This window comes from Bacillus sp. 7894-2 (assembly GCF_002272225.1).
GTDB lineage: Bacteria > Bacillota > Bacilli > Bacillales > Cytobacillaceae > Cytobacillus.
In genome coordinates this window covers 18,471-34,476 of the sequence record NZ_NPDG01000072.1, presented here as the reverse complement: position 1 = coordinate 34,476, position 16,006 = coordinate 18,471, and the positions used below count along the sequence as shown (strand labels likewise).

15 protein-coding genes are annotated in these 16,006 nt (G+C 43.7%); 5 read left to right on the top strand and 10 right to left on the bottom strand.

What is annotated here, in order from left to right; all coding sequences use genetic code 11:
• The first annotated feature begins 25 nt into the window (after positions 1-25).
• Positions 26-1,147, top strand: coding sequence for a radical SAM/CxCxxxxC motif protein YfkAB (gene yfkAB / locus CHI10_RS11445; RefSeq protein ID WP_095244417.1), 1,122 nt, complete (start codon positions 26-28; stop codon positions 1,145-1,147).
• Positions 1,148-1,184: 37 nt separating this feature from the next.
• Here the strand turns inward: yfkAB and CHI10_RS11440 are convergent, their stop codons facing one another.
• From CHI10_RS11440 to CHI10_RS11425, 4 genes are all read right to left on the bottom strand, one after another.
• Positions 1,185-2,006: a YfkD famly protein gene (locus tag CHI10_RS11440; RefSeq protein ID WP_095244416.1), complete on the bottom strand. Its 822-nt coding sequence runs from the start codon at positions 2,004-2,006 to the stop codon at positions 1,185-1,187.
• A 410-nt stretch (positions 2,007-2,416) separates the two neighbouring features.
• Positions 2,417-3,478: a calcium/proton exchanger gene (cax, locus tag CHI10_RS11435; RefSeq protein ID WP_095244415.1), complete on the bottom strand. Its 1,062-nt coding sequence runs from the start codon at positions 3,476-3,478 to the stop codon at positions 2,417-2,419.
• A 179-nt stretch (positions 3,479-3,657) separates the two neighbouring features.
• Positions 3,658-4,800 carry an acyl-CoA dehydrogenase family protein gene (locus CHI10_RS11430; RefSeq protein WP_095244414.1) on the bottom strand — a complete coding sequence of 381 codons (1,143 nt, stop codon included), beginning with the start codon at positions 4,798-4,800 and terminating at the stop codon, positions 3,658-3,660.
• 135 nt (positions 4,801-4,935) lie between these two features.
• A complete protein-coding gene (locus CHI10_RS11425) occupies positions 4,936-5,319 on the bottom strand; it encodes an OsmC family protein (RefSeq protein ID WP_095244413.1) in 384 nt (127 codons plus the stop codon).
• 148 nt (positions 5,320-5,467) lie between these two features.
• On the opposite strand from CHI10_RS11425, the gene CHI10_RS11420 reads away from it, so the two are divergent.
• Together CHI10_RS11420 and CHI10_RS11415 are read left to right on the top strand one after the other, a co-directional pair.
• Positions 5,468-6,646, top strand: a complete 1,179-nt coding sequence (locus tag CHI10_RS11420) for an MFS transporter (protein WP_095244412.1) — start codon at positions 5,468-5,470, stop codon at positions 6,644-6,646.
• 213 nt (positions 6,647-6,859) lie between these two features.
• Positions 6,860-8,782 (top strand): heavy metal translocating P-type ATPase, encoded by a 1,923-nt coding sequence (locus tag CHI10_RS11415; RefSeq protein WP_095244411.1) that lies wholly within the window; start codon positions 6,860-6,862, stop codon positions 8,780-8,782.
• Between the two features lie 223 nt (positions 8,783-9,005).
• Here CHI10_RS11415 and CHI10_RS11410 read toward each other — a convergent pair whose 3' ends face one another.
• The gene (locus tag CHI10_RS11410; RefSeq protein ID WP_095244410.1) at positions 9,006-9,830 is read right to left on the bottom strand and encodes a YihY/virulence factor BrkB family protein; all 825 of its coding nucleotides are present in this window, start codon (positions 9,828-9,830) and stop codon (positions 9,006-9,008) included.
• A 19-nt stretch (positions 9,831-9,849) separates the two neighbouring features.
• Positions 9,850-10,230: a YtxH domain-containing protein gene (locus tag CHI10_RS11405; RefSeq protein ID WP_095244409.1), complete on the bottom strand. Its 381-nt coding sequence runs from the start codon at positions 10,228-10,230 to the stop codon at positions 9,850-9,852.
• Between the two features lie 239 nt (positions 10,231-10,469).
• Here CHI10_RS11405 and CHI10_RS11400 point away from each other — a divergent pair, with 239 nt between their 5' ends.
• Positions 10,470-10,700: a DUF1128 domain-containing protein gene (locus CHI10_RS11400; RefSeq protein ID WP_035326433.1), complete on the top strand. Its 231-nt coding sequence runs from the start codon at positions 10,470-10,472 to the stop codon at positions 10,698-10,700.
• 306 nt (positions 10,701-11,006) lie between these two features.
• Here the strand turns inward: CHI10_RS11400 and CHI10_RS11395 are convergent, their stop codons facing one another.
• From CHI10_RS11395 to CHI10_RS11380, 4 genes are all read right to left on the bottom strand, one after another.
• Entirely contained in the window at positions 11,007-11,522 is a 516-nt protein-coding gene (locus tag CHI10_RS11395) for a type 1 glutamine amidotransferase domain-containing protein (RefSeq protein ID WP_048010425.1), read from the bottom strand.
• A gap of 76 nt (positions 11,523-11,598) precedes the next feature.
• Positions 11,599-12,336 (bottom strand): trehalose operon repressor, encoded by a 738-nt coding sequence (gene treR, locus CHI10_RS11390; RefSeq protein ID WP_286137315.1) that lies wholly within the window; start codon positions 12,334-12,336, stop codon positions 11,599-11,601.
• A 47-nt stretch (positions 12,337-12,383) separates the two neighbouring features.
• Positions 12,384-13,373 (bottom strand): class I SAM-dependent methyltransferase, encoded by a 990-nt coding sequence (locus CHI10_RS11385; protein WP_095244407.1) that lies wholly within the window; start codon positions 13,371-13,373, stop codon positions 12,384-12,386.
• Complete coding sequence (locus CHI10_RS11380; RefSeq protein WP_095244406.1) at positions 13,370-14,671, bottom strand: FAD-dependent monooxygenase; 1,302 nt, start codon at positions 14,669-14,671, stop codon at positions 13,370-13,372. Before CHI10_RS11380 ends, CHI10_RS11385 begins: the two co-directional genes overlap by 4 nt.
• Positions 14,672-14,898: 227 nt before the next feature.
• On the opposite strand from CHI10_RS11380, the gene mnmH reads away from it, so the two are divergent.
• Positions 14,899-15,957: a tRNA 2-selenouridine(34) synthase MnmH gene (mnmH, locus tag CHI10_RS11375; protein ID WP_095244405.1), complete on the top strand. Its 1,059-nt coding sequence runs from the start codon at positions 14,899-14,901 to the stop codon at positions 15,955-15,957.
• Positions 15,958-16,006: the final 49 nt, after the last annotated feature.

Below are 16,006 nucleotides of genomic sequence, written 5' to 3'. Positions count from 1 at the left end.
CAAAGGACTTAGATTTTTTAAGGAGATACATATGAAAACAAAACTTTCACCCATCACACCGGAATATGATCCATGGGAAGCTTATTCCGACATCGATCAGCACGGAAAAATGGTGCTTTCAAATATTGAATTTACCACAACAGTCTTATGCAATATGCGCTGCGAACACTGCGCTGTCGGCTATACCCTTCAGCCCAAAGATCCTGACGCACTGCCAATCGATCTGCTTCTGAAAAGGCTGGATGAAATTCCCCTTTTAAGATCACTGAGCATAACTGGCGGGGAGCCGATGCTTTCCAAAAAATCGGTTGAAAACTATGTTGCGCCGCTGCTGCGCTACGCACACGACAGAGGGGTCAGAACACAGATTAATTCAAATCTGACGCTGGAGTTAGCCCGTTATGAAAAAATCATTCCTTATTTGGATGTCCTTCATATATCTCATAACTGGGGAACGGAGGAGGACTTCATTGAAGGCGGCTTTGCGATGATGGAACGAAAGCCGACAATAGAGCAGCGCCAGCGTCTTTTTTACAGGATGATTGAAAACAGCAGGGAACTCGTAAAAGCGGGGGTAATGGTTTCCGCTGAAACCATGCTTAATAAACGGACATTGCCTTATCTTGAGAACATCCATAAACAGATTACGGAAGAAATGAATTGTCAGCGTCATGAGGTGCATCCTATGTACCCCTCAGACTTCGCCTCCTCATTAGAAACATTAACTCTTGAAGAAATGCGTTCAGCCATCCATCATCTGCTCGATGTCCGGAATGAGGATACCTGGATGCTGTTTGGCACCCTGCCCTTTTATGCCTGCAGCAGCGAGAAGGAAGACATGGAGCTTCTGAGAAGACTGCACTCATCCAAAAATGTGACGGTCCGAAATGATCCTGACGGAAGATCACGTCTTAATGTTAATATTTTCACGGGTGATGTCATTGTCACTGATTTTGGCGATACACCACCGCTTGGGAATATCCAGACCGATCAGCTTGAGGACATTTATCAGAAGTGGAGCAGAACGGACCTTGCCGATTCACTGAACTGTCATTGTGCGGGTGTTAAGTGCCTGGGCCCTAACGTTCTTGTGAAGAACAGCTATTATAAAGAAACAAATTTTAAGACGAGACGCTCGAATATCTAAAAAAATCAGCCAGCCCGGATATTGGGCTGGCTGATTTTTATCTCGGCCTTTCCGAAACAACAAACCCGAATGTCACATGATCCTGAATCGGAATCCAGGCACCTATTCCCTGTGAAGTGACATTTTTAATGACGATCATTTTTTTGCTGCCTTTCAGCATCAGATACACTTCTCCATACGTGACTTTCCCCTTTTCATTGATGGCAGGAGCATAGCCGTATAGATAGCCTAATCTTTTAGGCGGAATATTATAGATATGATCCTTTTTGGTGCCTGCGCCTATAATCGTTTCAAAAGCAAGCGGCAGACCTGATTTCTCCATGGCTTTGAGGAGCATCATCTTTTTAACATCCTCTGCATTGGGAACCTTGGCGGTAAGTCCCCCGCGGACAACCTTCTGGGCTTCCTGCACATAATGAATCTGGTATGGCGCCTTGCCGCCCCGGTTATCAAAATAATTCGTGTTTATCCGCTGATATTCCCAATTTGGGGAGGTTTCGGCCGACTCATAATTTAGCGGCCACTGGCCGAGATAGACGATCGCTCTATAGCCAAGCGCGAACGGAGTGCTGCTGACAGAGGTTTCATTCAGCATCCGGATGAGATCCGGATTTTCGATCGTAACCTTCGATGAGTCAATGAGCTGCTGAGTTAATTCGCTCGGCTGCAGTGTCGGCATATCCTGCGCAGGGTTCGGATACGTATTTTCCTTCGTTACATTCAGCACCGAATTAGGGATAGTGATTGCTTTCGGCGGCTGTTTAGCCGGCTTCTCAGCCCCTTTCTGCGCTTCTGCGGCCGGATGGAATGACAGCAATAGTATAAGACCTAAAAAAAGAATGCTTACGTATTTTTTCATGATGTCTTTCTCCTTTCAAGTCACAATCTTTTTAGGGTTGATATTAGTTTTTTCGGAGAAAGGGGATATTATCCCTCCCATGAAAAATAAGCTTTGTTTCGATTTTTTTGTAACAAAATTGTAAAAATCAGAATATTTACAAATATCAATTAATGGTTTATAATGAAATTACTAAATTAAAGGAGGGCAGTGGAAATCAACCCCACTACTATGTAAAAGGAGGAGAATCGTTTTTTTGTTAAGTCATCTGCAAGTCAGGTTAATGATCAAAAATCAGCATGAAGGTTGGTGATCAATGACAGAAAGCGAACAGAACCATTCTCTGAAAAAACATAATCCTTTAAGAAAAGTACTTAAATACCCATATAAATAACCGGCTCTGAGAATTTTCAGAGCCGGTTTTCTATTTGCTATAAAAGATAAAATCCGATTCCCATGATTACGTAAGCTGCCAGTAGAGTCGCTCCTTCAAACCAGTTGGTTTCCCCGTCATTGCCAATGACAATCATCAGCAGGACGGCCGTCACCATAGCAATTAACTCAGGCATTGTAAAGACAAGGGGCATTGCAGCCGGGAACATTAATGAAAGCAGTACAAGGACCGGTGCTACGAACATTGCAATCTGCAGAGTGGAACCAACAGCAATTTCAACAGCGATATCCATTTTATTTTTATAAGCCATAATGATGGCTGAAGCATGCTCTGCTGCATTTCCCACGATTGCCACAATGACTACCCCAATAAACAGTTCTGTCCAGCCAAACGCTTCTCCAACTGTTTCAAAGGTGTGAACCAGATTCTCTGACACATAAGCAACGGCAATGGTCGAAATGGCAAGTACCGCAATGGCTTTTCCTTTGCTCCATTCCGGCGTTTCCTCCTCATGAGAGCTTCCGTCTTCCTCATTAGACTGATAGACGCCCCGGTGAGTGACAAGCTTGAAGAATAAAGCCGCTAAATAAAGAGCTATTAAAATGACAGAGATGCCTATGCTGAATGTAATTGTTTCAGCTTCATCCATTGTCATTGAAAAAACTTCAGGAATCACAAAAGCCACAATGACGGCAAACACCAGCAGTCCTGAGTTATGACGTGCATCATAGACATTAAAGGACTGGGTCTTGTATTTAACTCCGCCAACAAAAAATGATAGTCCTGCAACTAACAGTAAATTCCCTAAAACGGATCCTGTCAGTGATGCAAGAACAACACTAATCAGGCCGGCCTTTAAAGCAAAAATGGATATAATCAGTTCAACTGCATTTCCAAAGGTGGCATTCAGTAATCCTCCAATTCTGGGACCCGCTACTACGGCAAGGCTTTCTGTCGCCCTTCCCATATAGCTGGCCAATGCGATAATCGTAATGCAGTATATCGCAAACAGCAATATATTGGACCAGTGCATCAATGTTCCGATGACAGATAGCGGAACACCTGCAAACGCCAATACCATGAACACTTTATTTGTCATATCTTTAACTCCTTTCGTTTTATACTATTTTTTAGTATTGCCTGCACATTCCTGCCTATGTGATTATATGCAGAGAGTTTATGTAAAACGTACTTTCTCTTTAGCCATTTTTAGAATGAATCAAACTTGTCGCAAATGGCATATAAAAAGCTGCCGTCTATAACAGCAGCCTTTCTTCGTTACTTTATTGCATTATTTGCTAATGCCTGAATTGTCATATCATCCATCGGCGGGTTATGAAGCCCGGCACGCACATCTCTGTAATAGCGCTGCAGCGGATTTTTTGCCGATAAACTGCGCGCACCTGCCACCCGCATGGCCAAATCGACTACTGTAATGGCTGCGTTCGTTACAGCCAGCTTGACCGCTCCCAATTCTGGCTGCATTCCGCTTCTCGTATCATCGTTTGCTTCATCCCATTTATTTGCAACTGAATAAAGGAAATGGCGCGCTCTCATGAGTTCAAATTCCATCTCGCCAATTTTTTGCTGAACATTGGGCAAATCAATAATCGCACCCTTTATACTGTTCGGGGAGTAATCCTTTGCAAACCTAATCGCATAATTCTGAGCAGCCTGTGCAATGCCCAAATAACAGGCAGGAATGTGGAGAAGCCAGCCGGCCGCGCCTTTTTTGCCGGGCTGAAACAGCTCAACAAGCGCATCCTCCTTCACCCTTACATTTTTTAAAAGAAGATCATGGCTTCCTGTTCCTCTCATAGCAATGCTGTCCCATGTTTCCTCAATCTCCAGGCCAGCAGAGTTTCCCGGAATTAAAAAGTTCCCAACCTCTCCACTCTCTTCAATCGTGGCGCTCACATTAAAGTAATCCAGCACGGGAGCCATGGTTGTGAAGCTTTTCCGGCCATTAATGATCCAGGAATCCCCCTCTTTTCGTGCAGAGGTAACGGGCTTGCCTCCCCTTGTAGGGCTGCCCGTCTGCGGTTCTGTTGCACAGTTATTCATTAGGGCACCCTTTTTGACGTCTTCACACAGCTTCTTAAATATAGCTTCTTTCCAGTTGTTTTTCTCGCCAAGGCTTTTGATAATCCCCATATGCCAGCCAATGGACAGGGCGGTGGATCCGTCACCTTCCGCTATCTTTTCCTGGAGCTGCAGAAATTCAGAAAGGGAGATTTCTTTTCCCCCGTATCGTTTAGGGACGGTCAAGGAAGTATAGCCGGATTCTTTTAATTCTTTCATATTTTCAAACGGAAAAAGACCTTCTTCATCGTTTTTGGCTGCTCTTGATAAAAAATTTTTTGAGAGCTCTTCCATGAGCACGATTCTTTCTTCGGCGGTTTTTAAGTCCTGGAATTTCAATGTGGGGCACCTCATTTCTACTTGAAATTCTTATTATTTGTATAGGAATTATTATACTATTATTATTCAGTCTTTCACAAAAGTACGCTCTGTATAAAAAAACAGGAAAGAGGCATCCCCTTTCCTGTCTGCATGTTAAATAAGTTCAAATGTCTCTTCTATTTCAATGCTATCTTCCACTGAGCGCACCATTGAACAATTCTTTCTGGTCAATTCCAATGCCTTGTGGAGCTTCGCCTCATTTAAATCCGTTCCTTTAATAATGAAGTGGATTTGCACCTTTTCCACGCGGTCAGCCTTTTCAGGATTTCTTTCCACACTGGTTTTTATTTGGATATCCTCAAATTCCATGCGCATTTTTTTCATGATTTTTCTTAAGACACCGCCGCTGCACACAGCCAGCGAAGCGACAAGCAGCTGGTACGGCCTGAAGCCATACTCTTCATCTCCGGCCACCTCCAGACGCCCAAATGGCAAATCAGCATAAAAGCCTGCTTCTTCCTTCATTTTAAATTCCATGGTATTCGCCCCTTTTTATCTTATTATTAGTAGAGATTACACTATTTTGCCTTTTATGACCATAAACTTACTCTTGCCAAGATTCCTTATTCCCGATACCATCATTTAGGAGACATTTATATTTCACGTCAGAAAAAGAGGTTTTTTTATGAATAAAGAAACAATGCGCTTTTGGATTCTCATCAGCATTGTGGCCATTTCCGGCTTCAGTCAGGGAATGCTGCTGCCGTTAATTGCCATTATTTTCGAAAATGACGGCATTTCCTCGAGCTTAAATGGTCTAAATGCAACTGGTTTATATATTGGCATCCTTCTCATTTCACCTTTTATGGAATATCCATTGCGAAAATACGGCTACAAGCCGGTCATTATCCTTGGAGGATTATTAGTTGTTGTATCTCTCATGCTTTTTCCGCTGTGGAAATCCTTTTGGTTCTGGTTTATCCTGCGGCTTCTTATCGGAATCGGCGACCATGCCCTGCATTTCGGAACGCAGACATGGATCACATCCTTTTCCCCGGAAAACAAACGCGGCCGGAATATCTCCCTGTACGGACTTTTCTTCGGAGTGGGATTTGCAGTGGGTCCATTAATGGCACCGCTTGTCAAAATCAATGAAACCATGCCGTTTATCATTTCTTCCATTCTATGTCTGATTGCCTGGCTGTTTTTATTCTCATTGAAAAATGATTTCCCTGAACAGTCCATAGAAATTAATTCATTCCGGGAAACGATGAAGCGTTTTTCAAAAGCCACGAAATATGGCTGGGTTGCCTTCCTTCCGGCAATGGGTTACGGGTTCCTTGAAGCTTCATTGAATGGAAGCTTTCCCATCTATGGCCTGCGCATTGGGCTCGAAGTTTCAAGTGTTTCCCTGCTGCTGACTTCATTTGCGATCGGGGGCATCCTATTCCAGCTTCCGTTAGGCATCATGAGTGATAAATTCGGAAGGCGCCATGTGTTAATGAGTGTTCTTTTTATCGGGTTTATCAGCTTTGTCGCTGCAAGCCTGCTGGAGGAAATCGTGCTTGCACTGACCATCTGCCTATTCATTGCAGGCATGGCCGTCGGATCAACCTTCTCACTTGGCATCACCTATATGGCAGACTTAATGCCAAAGAACCTGCTGCCGACAGGCAACCTGCTTTGCGGGGTAGCCTTCAGCATCGGAAGCCTGATTGGCCCCTACTTCGGCGGCCTTTTCATTGAATTATTCAAGACCATCAGCTTTTTCAACATTATCAGTGTGATGCTGCTGATAATCTTTGGTGCCGTCACCTTATTTGGGCACAAAGGGCAGGTATTGGAGAAAAGCCAGTCATTTTAATTTCACGTAACTGTTTAGCTTTTCTTTTCATAGGTTATATAGTAATATAAGTGTAATAGATTACCATAACTGCATAATGCAAGCTGCATTACTGATCTTAACGCTGTCACCTATCTGGTGGCAGCTTTCGTTGTTTTTTAGGGGTATTGAATGTGATTATTCTTCTCAATAAGACAAATGAAAAACATAAAAACCATTTTAGGAGGACAAACGATGAGTATGGAGGCAAAGGCTCTGCTTAAAAGCAGCAATCGATCTGAAGAAAGTCTTTTAGAAAAAATCAAACCCCATGCTGAATTAATTGCCGCACTTCTGAGCGGTGTATTGATTCTGACAGGCTGGCTGTTAGACCGGAGTGGAATGGAATCACCATCGATTGCCGCTTACCTGCTGGCTTTCGTAATCGGCGGTTTTGCGAAAGCGAAAGAAGGCATCGAAGAAACCATTGAGAATAAAGAATTGAATGTGGAAATGCTGATGATCTTCGCTGCAATCGGCTCAGCCATTATCGGCTATTGGACAGAAGGAGCCATCCTGATATTTATTTTCGCAGTCAGCGGTGCTTTGGAAACCTACACCATGAACAAAAGCCATAAGGAAATCTCTTCCCTTATGGAGCTGCAGCCTGAAGAAGCTCTGAGGATCATAGACGGTTCCGAGGAGCGTGTCCATGTTTCCGAGCTGAGTATCGGTGATTTTATCCTTGTAAAGCCGGGTGAGCGGGTTCCCTCTGATGGAACCATCGTAAAAGGCCATTCATCACTGGACGAAGCCGCCATTACGGGTGAGTCACTTCCTGTTTCCAAAGGGGCGGATGACCAGGTATTTGCCGGTACTGTGAATTTGAACGGATCGATTACAGTTGAAATCACAAAACCAACTAATGAAACTCTTTTTCAAAAAATTATCGAGCTTGTGCAATCAGCTCAAAGCGAGAAATCCCCTTCACAGCTTTTCATTGAAAAGTTTGAAGGCACCTATGTCAAAATTGTTTTGGCTGTTGTTGTTCTGATGATGTTTGCTCCACACTTCCTTTTAGGATGGAGCTGGACTGAAACTTTTTACCGGGCCATGATCCTTCTTGTTGTCGCATCACCCTGTGCCCTGGTCGCATCCATTATGCCTGCGACTTTATCAGCCATTTCGAATGGAGCGAGACACGGCATCCTTTTTAAAGGCGGTGTGCACCTCGAAAACCTGAGCCATCTGAAGGCGATTGCCTTTGACAAAACCGGCACACTGACAAAAGGAAAACCGGAAGTAACCGATGTAGTAGTCAGTGATGGGCTTTCCAGGGAAGAACTGCTTCTAAAGGTCGCATCCATTGAAAGTCATTCAAACCACCCGCTGGCTAATGCCATTGTCAAATATGCCAAGAGCACACTTAATGAGTCCCTTATCCACCCGGAGAGCATTGAAGATGTTACCGGATTTGGGGTCAAAGCGAAGGTTGACCATGATGAATGGAAAATCGGCAAAGCCTCTTTTGTCGGTAAAACTGAGGCCACGGCATTTGCAGACGGAGCTGCCGACCGTATGGCAAGCGAAGGAAAGACGGTTGTATTTGTCCAGAAAAACGATGAAATCATTGGCCTCCTCTCCCTGAAGGATGTTGTCCGGGAAGAAACCAAACAGGCCATTGACCTTTTAAAGAAACAGGGAATCTACACGGTCATGCTGACAGGTGACAGCCAGACAACCGCAGCAGCCATTGCGGGCGAAAGCCATGTCAACGAGCATATTGCCGAATGCCTGCCTGAAAACAAAGTGGAGCATTTGAAAAAGCTGAAGGAAACATACAGCAATGTCGCCATGGTTGGTGACGGAATTAACGATGCCCCTGCCCTGGCCACTGCCAATGTCGGAATCGCCATGGGCGAAGGAACAGATGTAGCGCTTGAAACGGCTGATGTGGTTTTAATGAAAAATGACCTTCCGAAAATTGCGGAGGCCATCGAACTTTCAAGGCGCATGAATAAGATTATCAAGCAGAATGTCATCTTTTCGATCACGGTGATCATGTTTCTAATTGGATCCAACTTCCTGCAGCTGCTTGACCTTCCATATGGCGTAATCGGCCATGAGGGATCAACCATTTTGGTTATTTTAAACAGCTTGAGGTTATTGAGATCATAAGGAAAGCCTGGGAATTCAGATTCCCAGGCTTTTTTATGTCTAGTGGTAGCCGTTCTGCCCGTTAGCAGAACCGGATGTTTTTTGTTTTGGTTTGTTTTTGCCTTTTTGCTTAGTGCCGCCGTCTTTTTTCGTGTGCTTTGTCATATCGGTCCCCTCCAATGTATTCATTTTCCCCCATTACTAGTGTGTAACGGAGAGGGACTTTTTAAGAAGGAAACTTTTATCAGCAATCCTCTTTATTGATCTTCGAACTGATGGCATTGATTTCCCCGCCCAAAATGATAATAATACCGGATATGTAAAACCAGATCATAAGAACAATAATAGCTCCAATGCTTCCATAGGTCGCGGAGAAATTGCCGAAGCTGCTGACATAGTATGAAAAAGCAAGCGAGGACAGCACCCAGCCGACTGTTGCGAAAATGGCTCCAGGCACAGCGCTTATACAGGTTAATTTTTTATTGGGAGCTATCCAGTATAACCCTGTAAACACCACAAAAAGGATAAATGGACTCACTAGCCAGCGAATCATATTCCATATAGCCAGAAATTGGCCTGACAAACCAAATTCCGAAGAGATAAATAAGCCAATCTGTCTTCCGAAAACAGGAAGAAGCAGGGCCAGTACAAACACAAAGATCATCGCAAACGTAAGCAGGATCGCCATCCCGCGGGCTATGATAAAATGACGGGTTTCCTTTACGTCATATGCCTTATTGAAAGCCTTCACCACGGCATTGATTCCATTTGAAGCCGACCAGAGCGTAGCGATGATCCCGAAGGAAAGCAGCTTTCCATTTCGCTGCGTAATTTCATAGATATTGGTTTCAATGAGCTTCATGGTCTCTCCCGGTGCAAAATCACGGACAACATTTAAAATATCCTGCTGTGTGATCGGCAAATAAGGAACGAGTGTGACCAGGAAAATCAGCAGAGGAAAAAGAGAGAGAAGAAAGAAATAAGCCAATTGGGCAGCAAGTCCAAAGACATCATCTTCTTCTACTCTTTTCCATAAGTTTGGAATCAGAGCCGAAAAAGTTCGTCCCATTCCAACACCTCACTTGTTATTAATGCGGAATCTGAACCGAATCGCCAGCAGGTTTTTCCGGCAGTTCGCCTGATCCCTTGGGCTTTATATCTGAAAAAGCCTGCTTTGTATTCTGAACAATCTGTGTTACTTCCGGTGCCATTTCCCTTATTTCTTCCACAGTTCCAGTGATAAAAGCGACGTCTTCACTAACCTGGTCAATAGCGGTTTTGACCTTATTGGAAACATCCTTCACCTGATTCACCGCTTCACTTGGGTGTTTTAAGTAGTAGCCGACATTGCTGGACGTTTTCCGGCAGTTGTCAACAACGGTTTCCCTTGTGGATTTGTCAAGCAGGCTTAGCGCACCGCCTGCAAGTGCTCCATATAGTACGCCTTTCCAAAACAATGATTTCCCCATATTTTATTCTCCTTTAGTAAAATTATTATATGAAAATTTTATTCAATTTTTCCCTTTTTTTCGTTAAACGAAACCTGACCTGTATTTTCTTATGTAGTTTGTACAAACTACTCCTTTATTTTCTACTAATTTCCATGGTACATGCAAGCCTAATTTAAGTTGACAATTTGCTGATATCGTGGAAAGATGATAAGAAAAGTGTGTTCGTCCTAATACATAGCTATGAGAGGGTGTCTGAATTGAATAATTTATCGGAGAAGTCGGTTGAGAATGTGGAGTTTATGATTGAGGCTATTAAGGAGAAGCTGAAGGTTTTGAATTTAGGTGCTATTAAGCCTTCACATTTTGATGAGGAAATGTATGAGGAATTGAAGGATATTTATGATCTTGTTATGAAAAAGGATTCGTTTAGCCCGAATGAAATGCAGGCTTTGGTTGAGGAGCTTGGGAATTTGAGAAAAAATAAATAGTTATGGAAGCAGCCTTTTGAGGGCTGCTTTTTTTGTAGGCTATATCCTACAAACATAATGTGCAGCTGTTGACCTAGGGTGCTGATTTCCGCTGCAGGGACTCGCTTTCCGCGGGCGGCCCGGGAGCCTCCTCGACGCATTGCGTCTGCGGGGTCTCCCGTTTCCCGCTGCTCCCGCAGGAGTCGAATCCCTTCCGCTCCAATCAGCACGTTATTAATACAAGATTTTTCAGAATCAAAACCCGTACGAATTATCTTCTCAATAATATATTAAACCCTCTGCCAAGGCAGAGGGCTGTAAATTTCATTATCCTAACAATTTAAGCGATTCACGTGTGAATGCCGGGATGTCTTCTGGCTGGCGGCTTGTGACGAGCTGGTTTTGGCAGACTACGACTTCTGAGTCCTGGAATTTGGCTCCTGCGTATTCCATATCAACCTGGATAGATTTGTAGCCGGTTGCGTCGCGGCCTTCTAGAGTCTTGGCTGTCAGCAGCAGCTGCGGTCCGTGGCAGATCGCGAAGACTGGTTTCTTTTCGTCCATAAATGATTTGGCAAATTGGACGAATCGGTCATCGGCACGAAGCTGATCCGGTGAGAATCCGCCTGGCAGGAATAGCGCATCAAAGTCCTGCGGATTTACGTTATCAATGCTCTGATCTATTTGAACAGTGGCTTCACCCTGTTTGCCTTTAACGGATTTACCTTGTTCTTTTTCGATTGTTACCACTTCATGTCCCGCTTCTTTGAAGCCTTTAGCAGGTTCCGTGTATTCACTATCTTCGAACATCTCGGTAATTAAGCATGCGATTTTTTTACTCATCTATACCATCTCCTTTTAAAAATCTTCACATAAGGAGATTTCCCTGAATGGACAATATTAAACGTAAAAAAGCATGTTACACTCCGCTGTCCATTCTTCTCGCAAAATCAACAAATCTGAATTTGTCCGGCCTGTGCCTGGATTCTGTGTACTGAAAAAGGGTGGCATCATCGAAATAAATATAATTTTTCACCACGACAATGGCATGGAATCCTTCCATATCGAGAAGCCTGCGGTCTTCAGCAGTCGGTTCTTCGACTGTAAATTCCTTTTTGGCAAAGCTGATTTTTTTTCCGAGATCGCCCTCAATGTAGGCAAAAATAGAACTCTGGCAGATATCCTTCGTTAAGCCGGGGACATATTTTTCAATTAAAAAGTCCTTGTCCAAAATAATCCGCTCATCTTCAATTTTCCGGACACGATAGACTTTCCAGACCTTTTCATCTTTATCAATATGAAGATGCTTCATCTTTTCTGCGTCAGGCTGAATAAGCGAAAATTCGTCCACAATCGTTTCAGCACGCTGCCCCATCTTCCCGGCCAGCTCTTTAAAGCTGACCAGACCCGATATGGGAAACTGCAGCTTTTTTAAATCAAGGACCATCGATCCTTTTCCGCGTATTTTCTGAATAAATCCGTTTTGTGCAAGCAAATTCAAGGCCTTGCGGATGGTTTCTCTTGAAGTGGAATACATCTCCGTCAATTCATGTTCAGATGGCAGAATGGATCTGGCGGGATACTTGCCTTCATGGATTTGCTGGGCAAGCTCCTCATAAATCACTAAATATTTATTATTTCTCATTTCAATCACCATTTCAGTCAAGTTAACTCCATTCTACCATTAAACGGGCTTGCTTTGAATTATCGGTTGGACAGCTGGATAAAATACCACCCGCCTTCCGTTACAACAGGTTTGAAGGTTTTCACTTTCAGCTTCAGCTCTTTCGCAAGCTGGTGGATATCCTCCTCAGTAGGGGTTGGATACAGATTTTCAAAGGCAGAAAAGAAGCTGTTAAACACACTTGAAAACTCCTCGCCTTTTTTGGAATGAAGAATGGGTGTGATAATCGTAATGGATCCTTTCCGGCTAAGCCAGCTTTTCAATCGGGACAGCAGCTGCTTGCGATCCTCCGGCTGGATATAGTGCAGCAGGTTGTTGACCATAATTAAATCAGCCTGATGATCAGGTGAGTATTCATGAACATCTGCTGTCACAATATTAATGTTGGGAATATCTTTGCAATTGGTTCGGGCAGATTCTGCGACGTCTTCATTAATTTCAATTCCCGCCAGTTTTGCATGCGGGAACTTCTGGCTGATTCTGCTTAAATAGCCGCCTTCCCCGCAGCCAATATCGATGATCCGTTCCATTTTATTTTTCTTAATGGTCTTCATAAGCCGCGGCAGTGCAAGCTGTTCAAGCAGTGATGAAGTTCTCGCGACGGTTGGTCCATGTTCTTCATGGTCAAAGGTATTTTTCGTATTGGAACGGAGCAGTTCTGGATAAGAGAGTAAAGTCGGGATATGCAATTCCATCATTTCCTTCAGGATGATTCCTGTGGAACGGGGGTTTTTCGGCGTGGATGGAAGGCTGAATTTTGATGCTGTCTTGATTTTATCCTTGCCTTTCTTTTTCAAATGGCGGATCGCAAGTCCCACCTCCACCCATCTTAAAAGCAGCTCCTCCTGAAGGTTTCTGCTTGATGCCACCTCTTTTACCGTTCTCCAGCTGCGGAACTGTGAAAAAAGGTCCAGCTCAAATCCAACATATGCATGCCAGCTGTATAAAAAGGGCTGGTTCTTTTTCATCCAATTTCGTGCTTTTAGTAATCTCACATATTCATTTATCATGGCTGTTCAACCTTCTTCCAGGGATAGTCTTCTTTTTCTGTATAAAAATAATGGTTTTTATCGGCAGCTGATAATTCTGTTTTTCTTGCCGGCAGCATTCCTGCCTGAATCAATCGATCCCAAAGGCTCTCTGACCAATATCCTAGACCTGAAACATTCAGCATTTGCTTATATTGCAGGGTTTTATCTCTTTCGATCTGCTTTAGGCCTTTGCGGCGTATTCCCGTAATAACCCGGTTCGAATAGGAATAGGCTATGGCGGATAAATGACTGAGGCTGATCATGTTTTCCGCGCGTGGCTTCCGGACTTTTTCATACCATTTAAGCTTGTCCGGCGAAATTCTTCCGCTCGCATACATCTCTGCAAGCAATTCCCCAAGTACATCGGCATCCTGAATAGCCATATTCATGCCTTCCCCTGCCATCGGGTGGACTGTATGAGCCGCATCACCCAATATCGCGAGTTTTCCATCCACATATTTATCTGCATAAAAAGCTGTCGGAATCATCAGCTGGATATCCTTCCAATTTTTCAGCCTGGTCACATACCCTTCCAATTCCGGAAAAAGCTCTACATAATTTTTATGGAAATAGTCAATTCCTTTTTTGAGATACTCCTTATACGTGCCCTCCGGAATTAAATAAACAGATCGCACTTTCGCATCCGGCAGTGGAAATAATCCGAGGAACCGCTCATCCTTAGAAATGATTTTCCCCTCCTCCAAGGATTGGGGCCGGGGGAAGGTGACCGTTAAAAATTGATGGTTGTACTCAATCGTTTTAATTTTGCTATTCATTTCTTTTCTGGTAATGGAATTCCTTCCTTCAGCACCTATAAAAAAGTCAGCCCTCACTGTCAGCTGCTCCTTTACATCCTTCCGCTCAACCATTAATTCGCCATTGTCATACCCTTTTGCCAGGGACCCTGACAGATAATGAAAGTTTGAATATTGAAGTGCCTGTTTCAGAAGGATTCCTTTCAGCCTTTCATGCTCGATCATAAGCGAGTAATCATAATCACCCGGCAGAATGCTGTAATCCATGGCAAACTCTTTTTCCCCTTCCTCAAAAGCGATCCGGGAAAATGAAAAGCCATTATCAAGGATTTCATCCAAAGCAGCCAGCTCCTCAAAAATTTTCAGGCTTTTCGGCTGCAGGAGTTCTCCTTTATAAACGGAAGATGGTGCATCCAGCTTCTCAAGGACGGTGACATCAATATTGGCTTGAGCCAGCTTCAATCCAAGCGTCAAACCGCCAATCCCCCCGCCTATAATGGCAACCTCTGTATTCAAGGACATGTTTCCACCACCTTTGCCTTTTATTTAACCTTCTTTTTAAAAAGCAAAACCAAGGGGTATGCTGATATTACAATGTCTGGAAAAAATTATAAGAACAAACTTGTGAAAATAGGAGTATGATTGTGATAGACACCTATCATTTCAAAATCCTGTATAATAGAGAGAGTCAGATCAATTAACCGTTCTTTTGAGGACGATATATAGCATTATTTTTTGGAGGCAATAAAATGAGAGAAATAGCAGTCGAACAATATATCCAAATGGACAACGCAGTTCCGGTCGATGTCAGGTCTCCAATCGAATTTGAGGAGTGCAGCATTCCCGGTGCTGTCAACGTGCCGCTTTTCACCAATGAAGAGCGTGTGGAAATCGGAACATTATATAAAAAAGAAGGCTCTGATGCGGCTAAGTGGAGAGCGATGGAAATCGTTTCACCTAAAATTCCGTCCATGATGCAGAAAATCAGAGACCTGAAAAATGACGGCTTCCAGCCTGTCATCTACTGCTGGCGCGGCGGTATGCGCAGCAAAGCCGTTACTACATTTATCACTTATGCGGGCGTTTCAATCCCCCGTTTAATTGGGGGCTATCGAGCCTACCGCCAATATATACTTGAAAATACTGCAAGTCTGATCCCTGAAAAAGCAGTTGTTCTGCACGGGATGACCGGCGTCGGTAAAACAGATGTGCTGAAGGTGTTAAGTCAAAAAGGCTATCCTGTTCTTGATCTGGAAGAAATGGCTGGCCATCGCGGTTCGATCTTCGGTTCCTTTGGCATGGGGGACGGCAGCACACAGAAAACATTTGATGCACTACTGTATCAAGCCCTTTCTCAGGTTAAAGGCTCCCCTTATATTATTATGGAAGCCGAAAGTAAGCGGATTGGCAAGGTCGTTCAGCCGGACGAGCTGCTCGATACCAAAAAAACCGCAATCCACATTGATATGTTTGCAAGCATCGAATCCCGTGTTCAGCGTATTCTGAGGGACTATGTGGAACCCTATCAAAAAGAAGAATGGTTCAAGCCGAAAGTGGATGAAAGCCTAGTTTTTATTAAAAAACGGCTGAAGGATACTGAAATCCGCGACCAGCTGGATGAATCAGTTAAAACGGAAAACTACGAGCTATTTATCAAGCTTTTATTAGAACACTATTACGATCCGCGCTATGCTTTTAAACAGCATGACTATGAAGGCGAATTCCACCATGTGAATGCCGATGATGTGGAAGCAGCTGCACAGCAGGTTATTCAAATAATTGACAAGCAAAATGCTCCCGTCCTATGACGCGGAGCATTACTTTTTGTGAGCGACAAAAGTAATATTTTTATAAAAC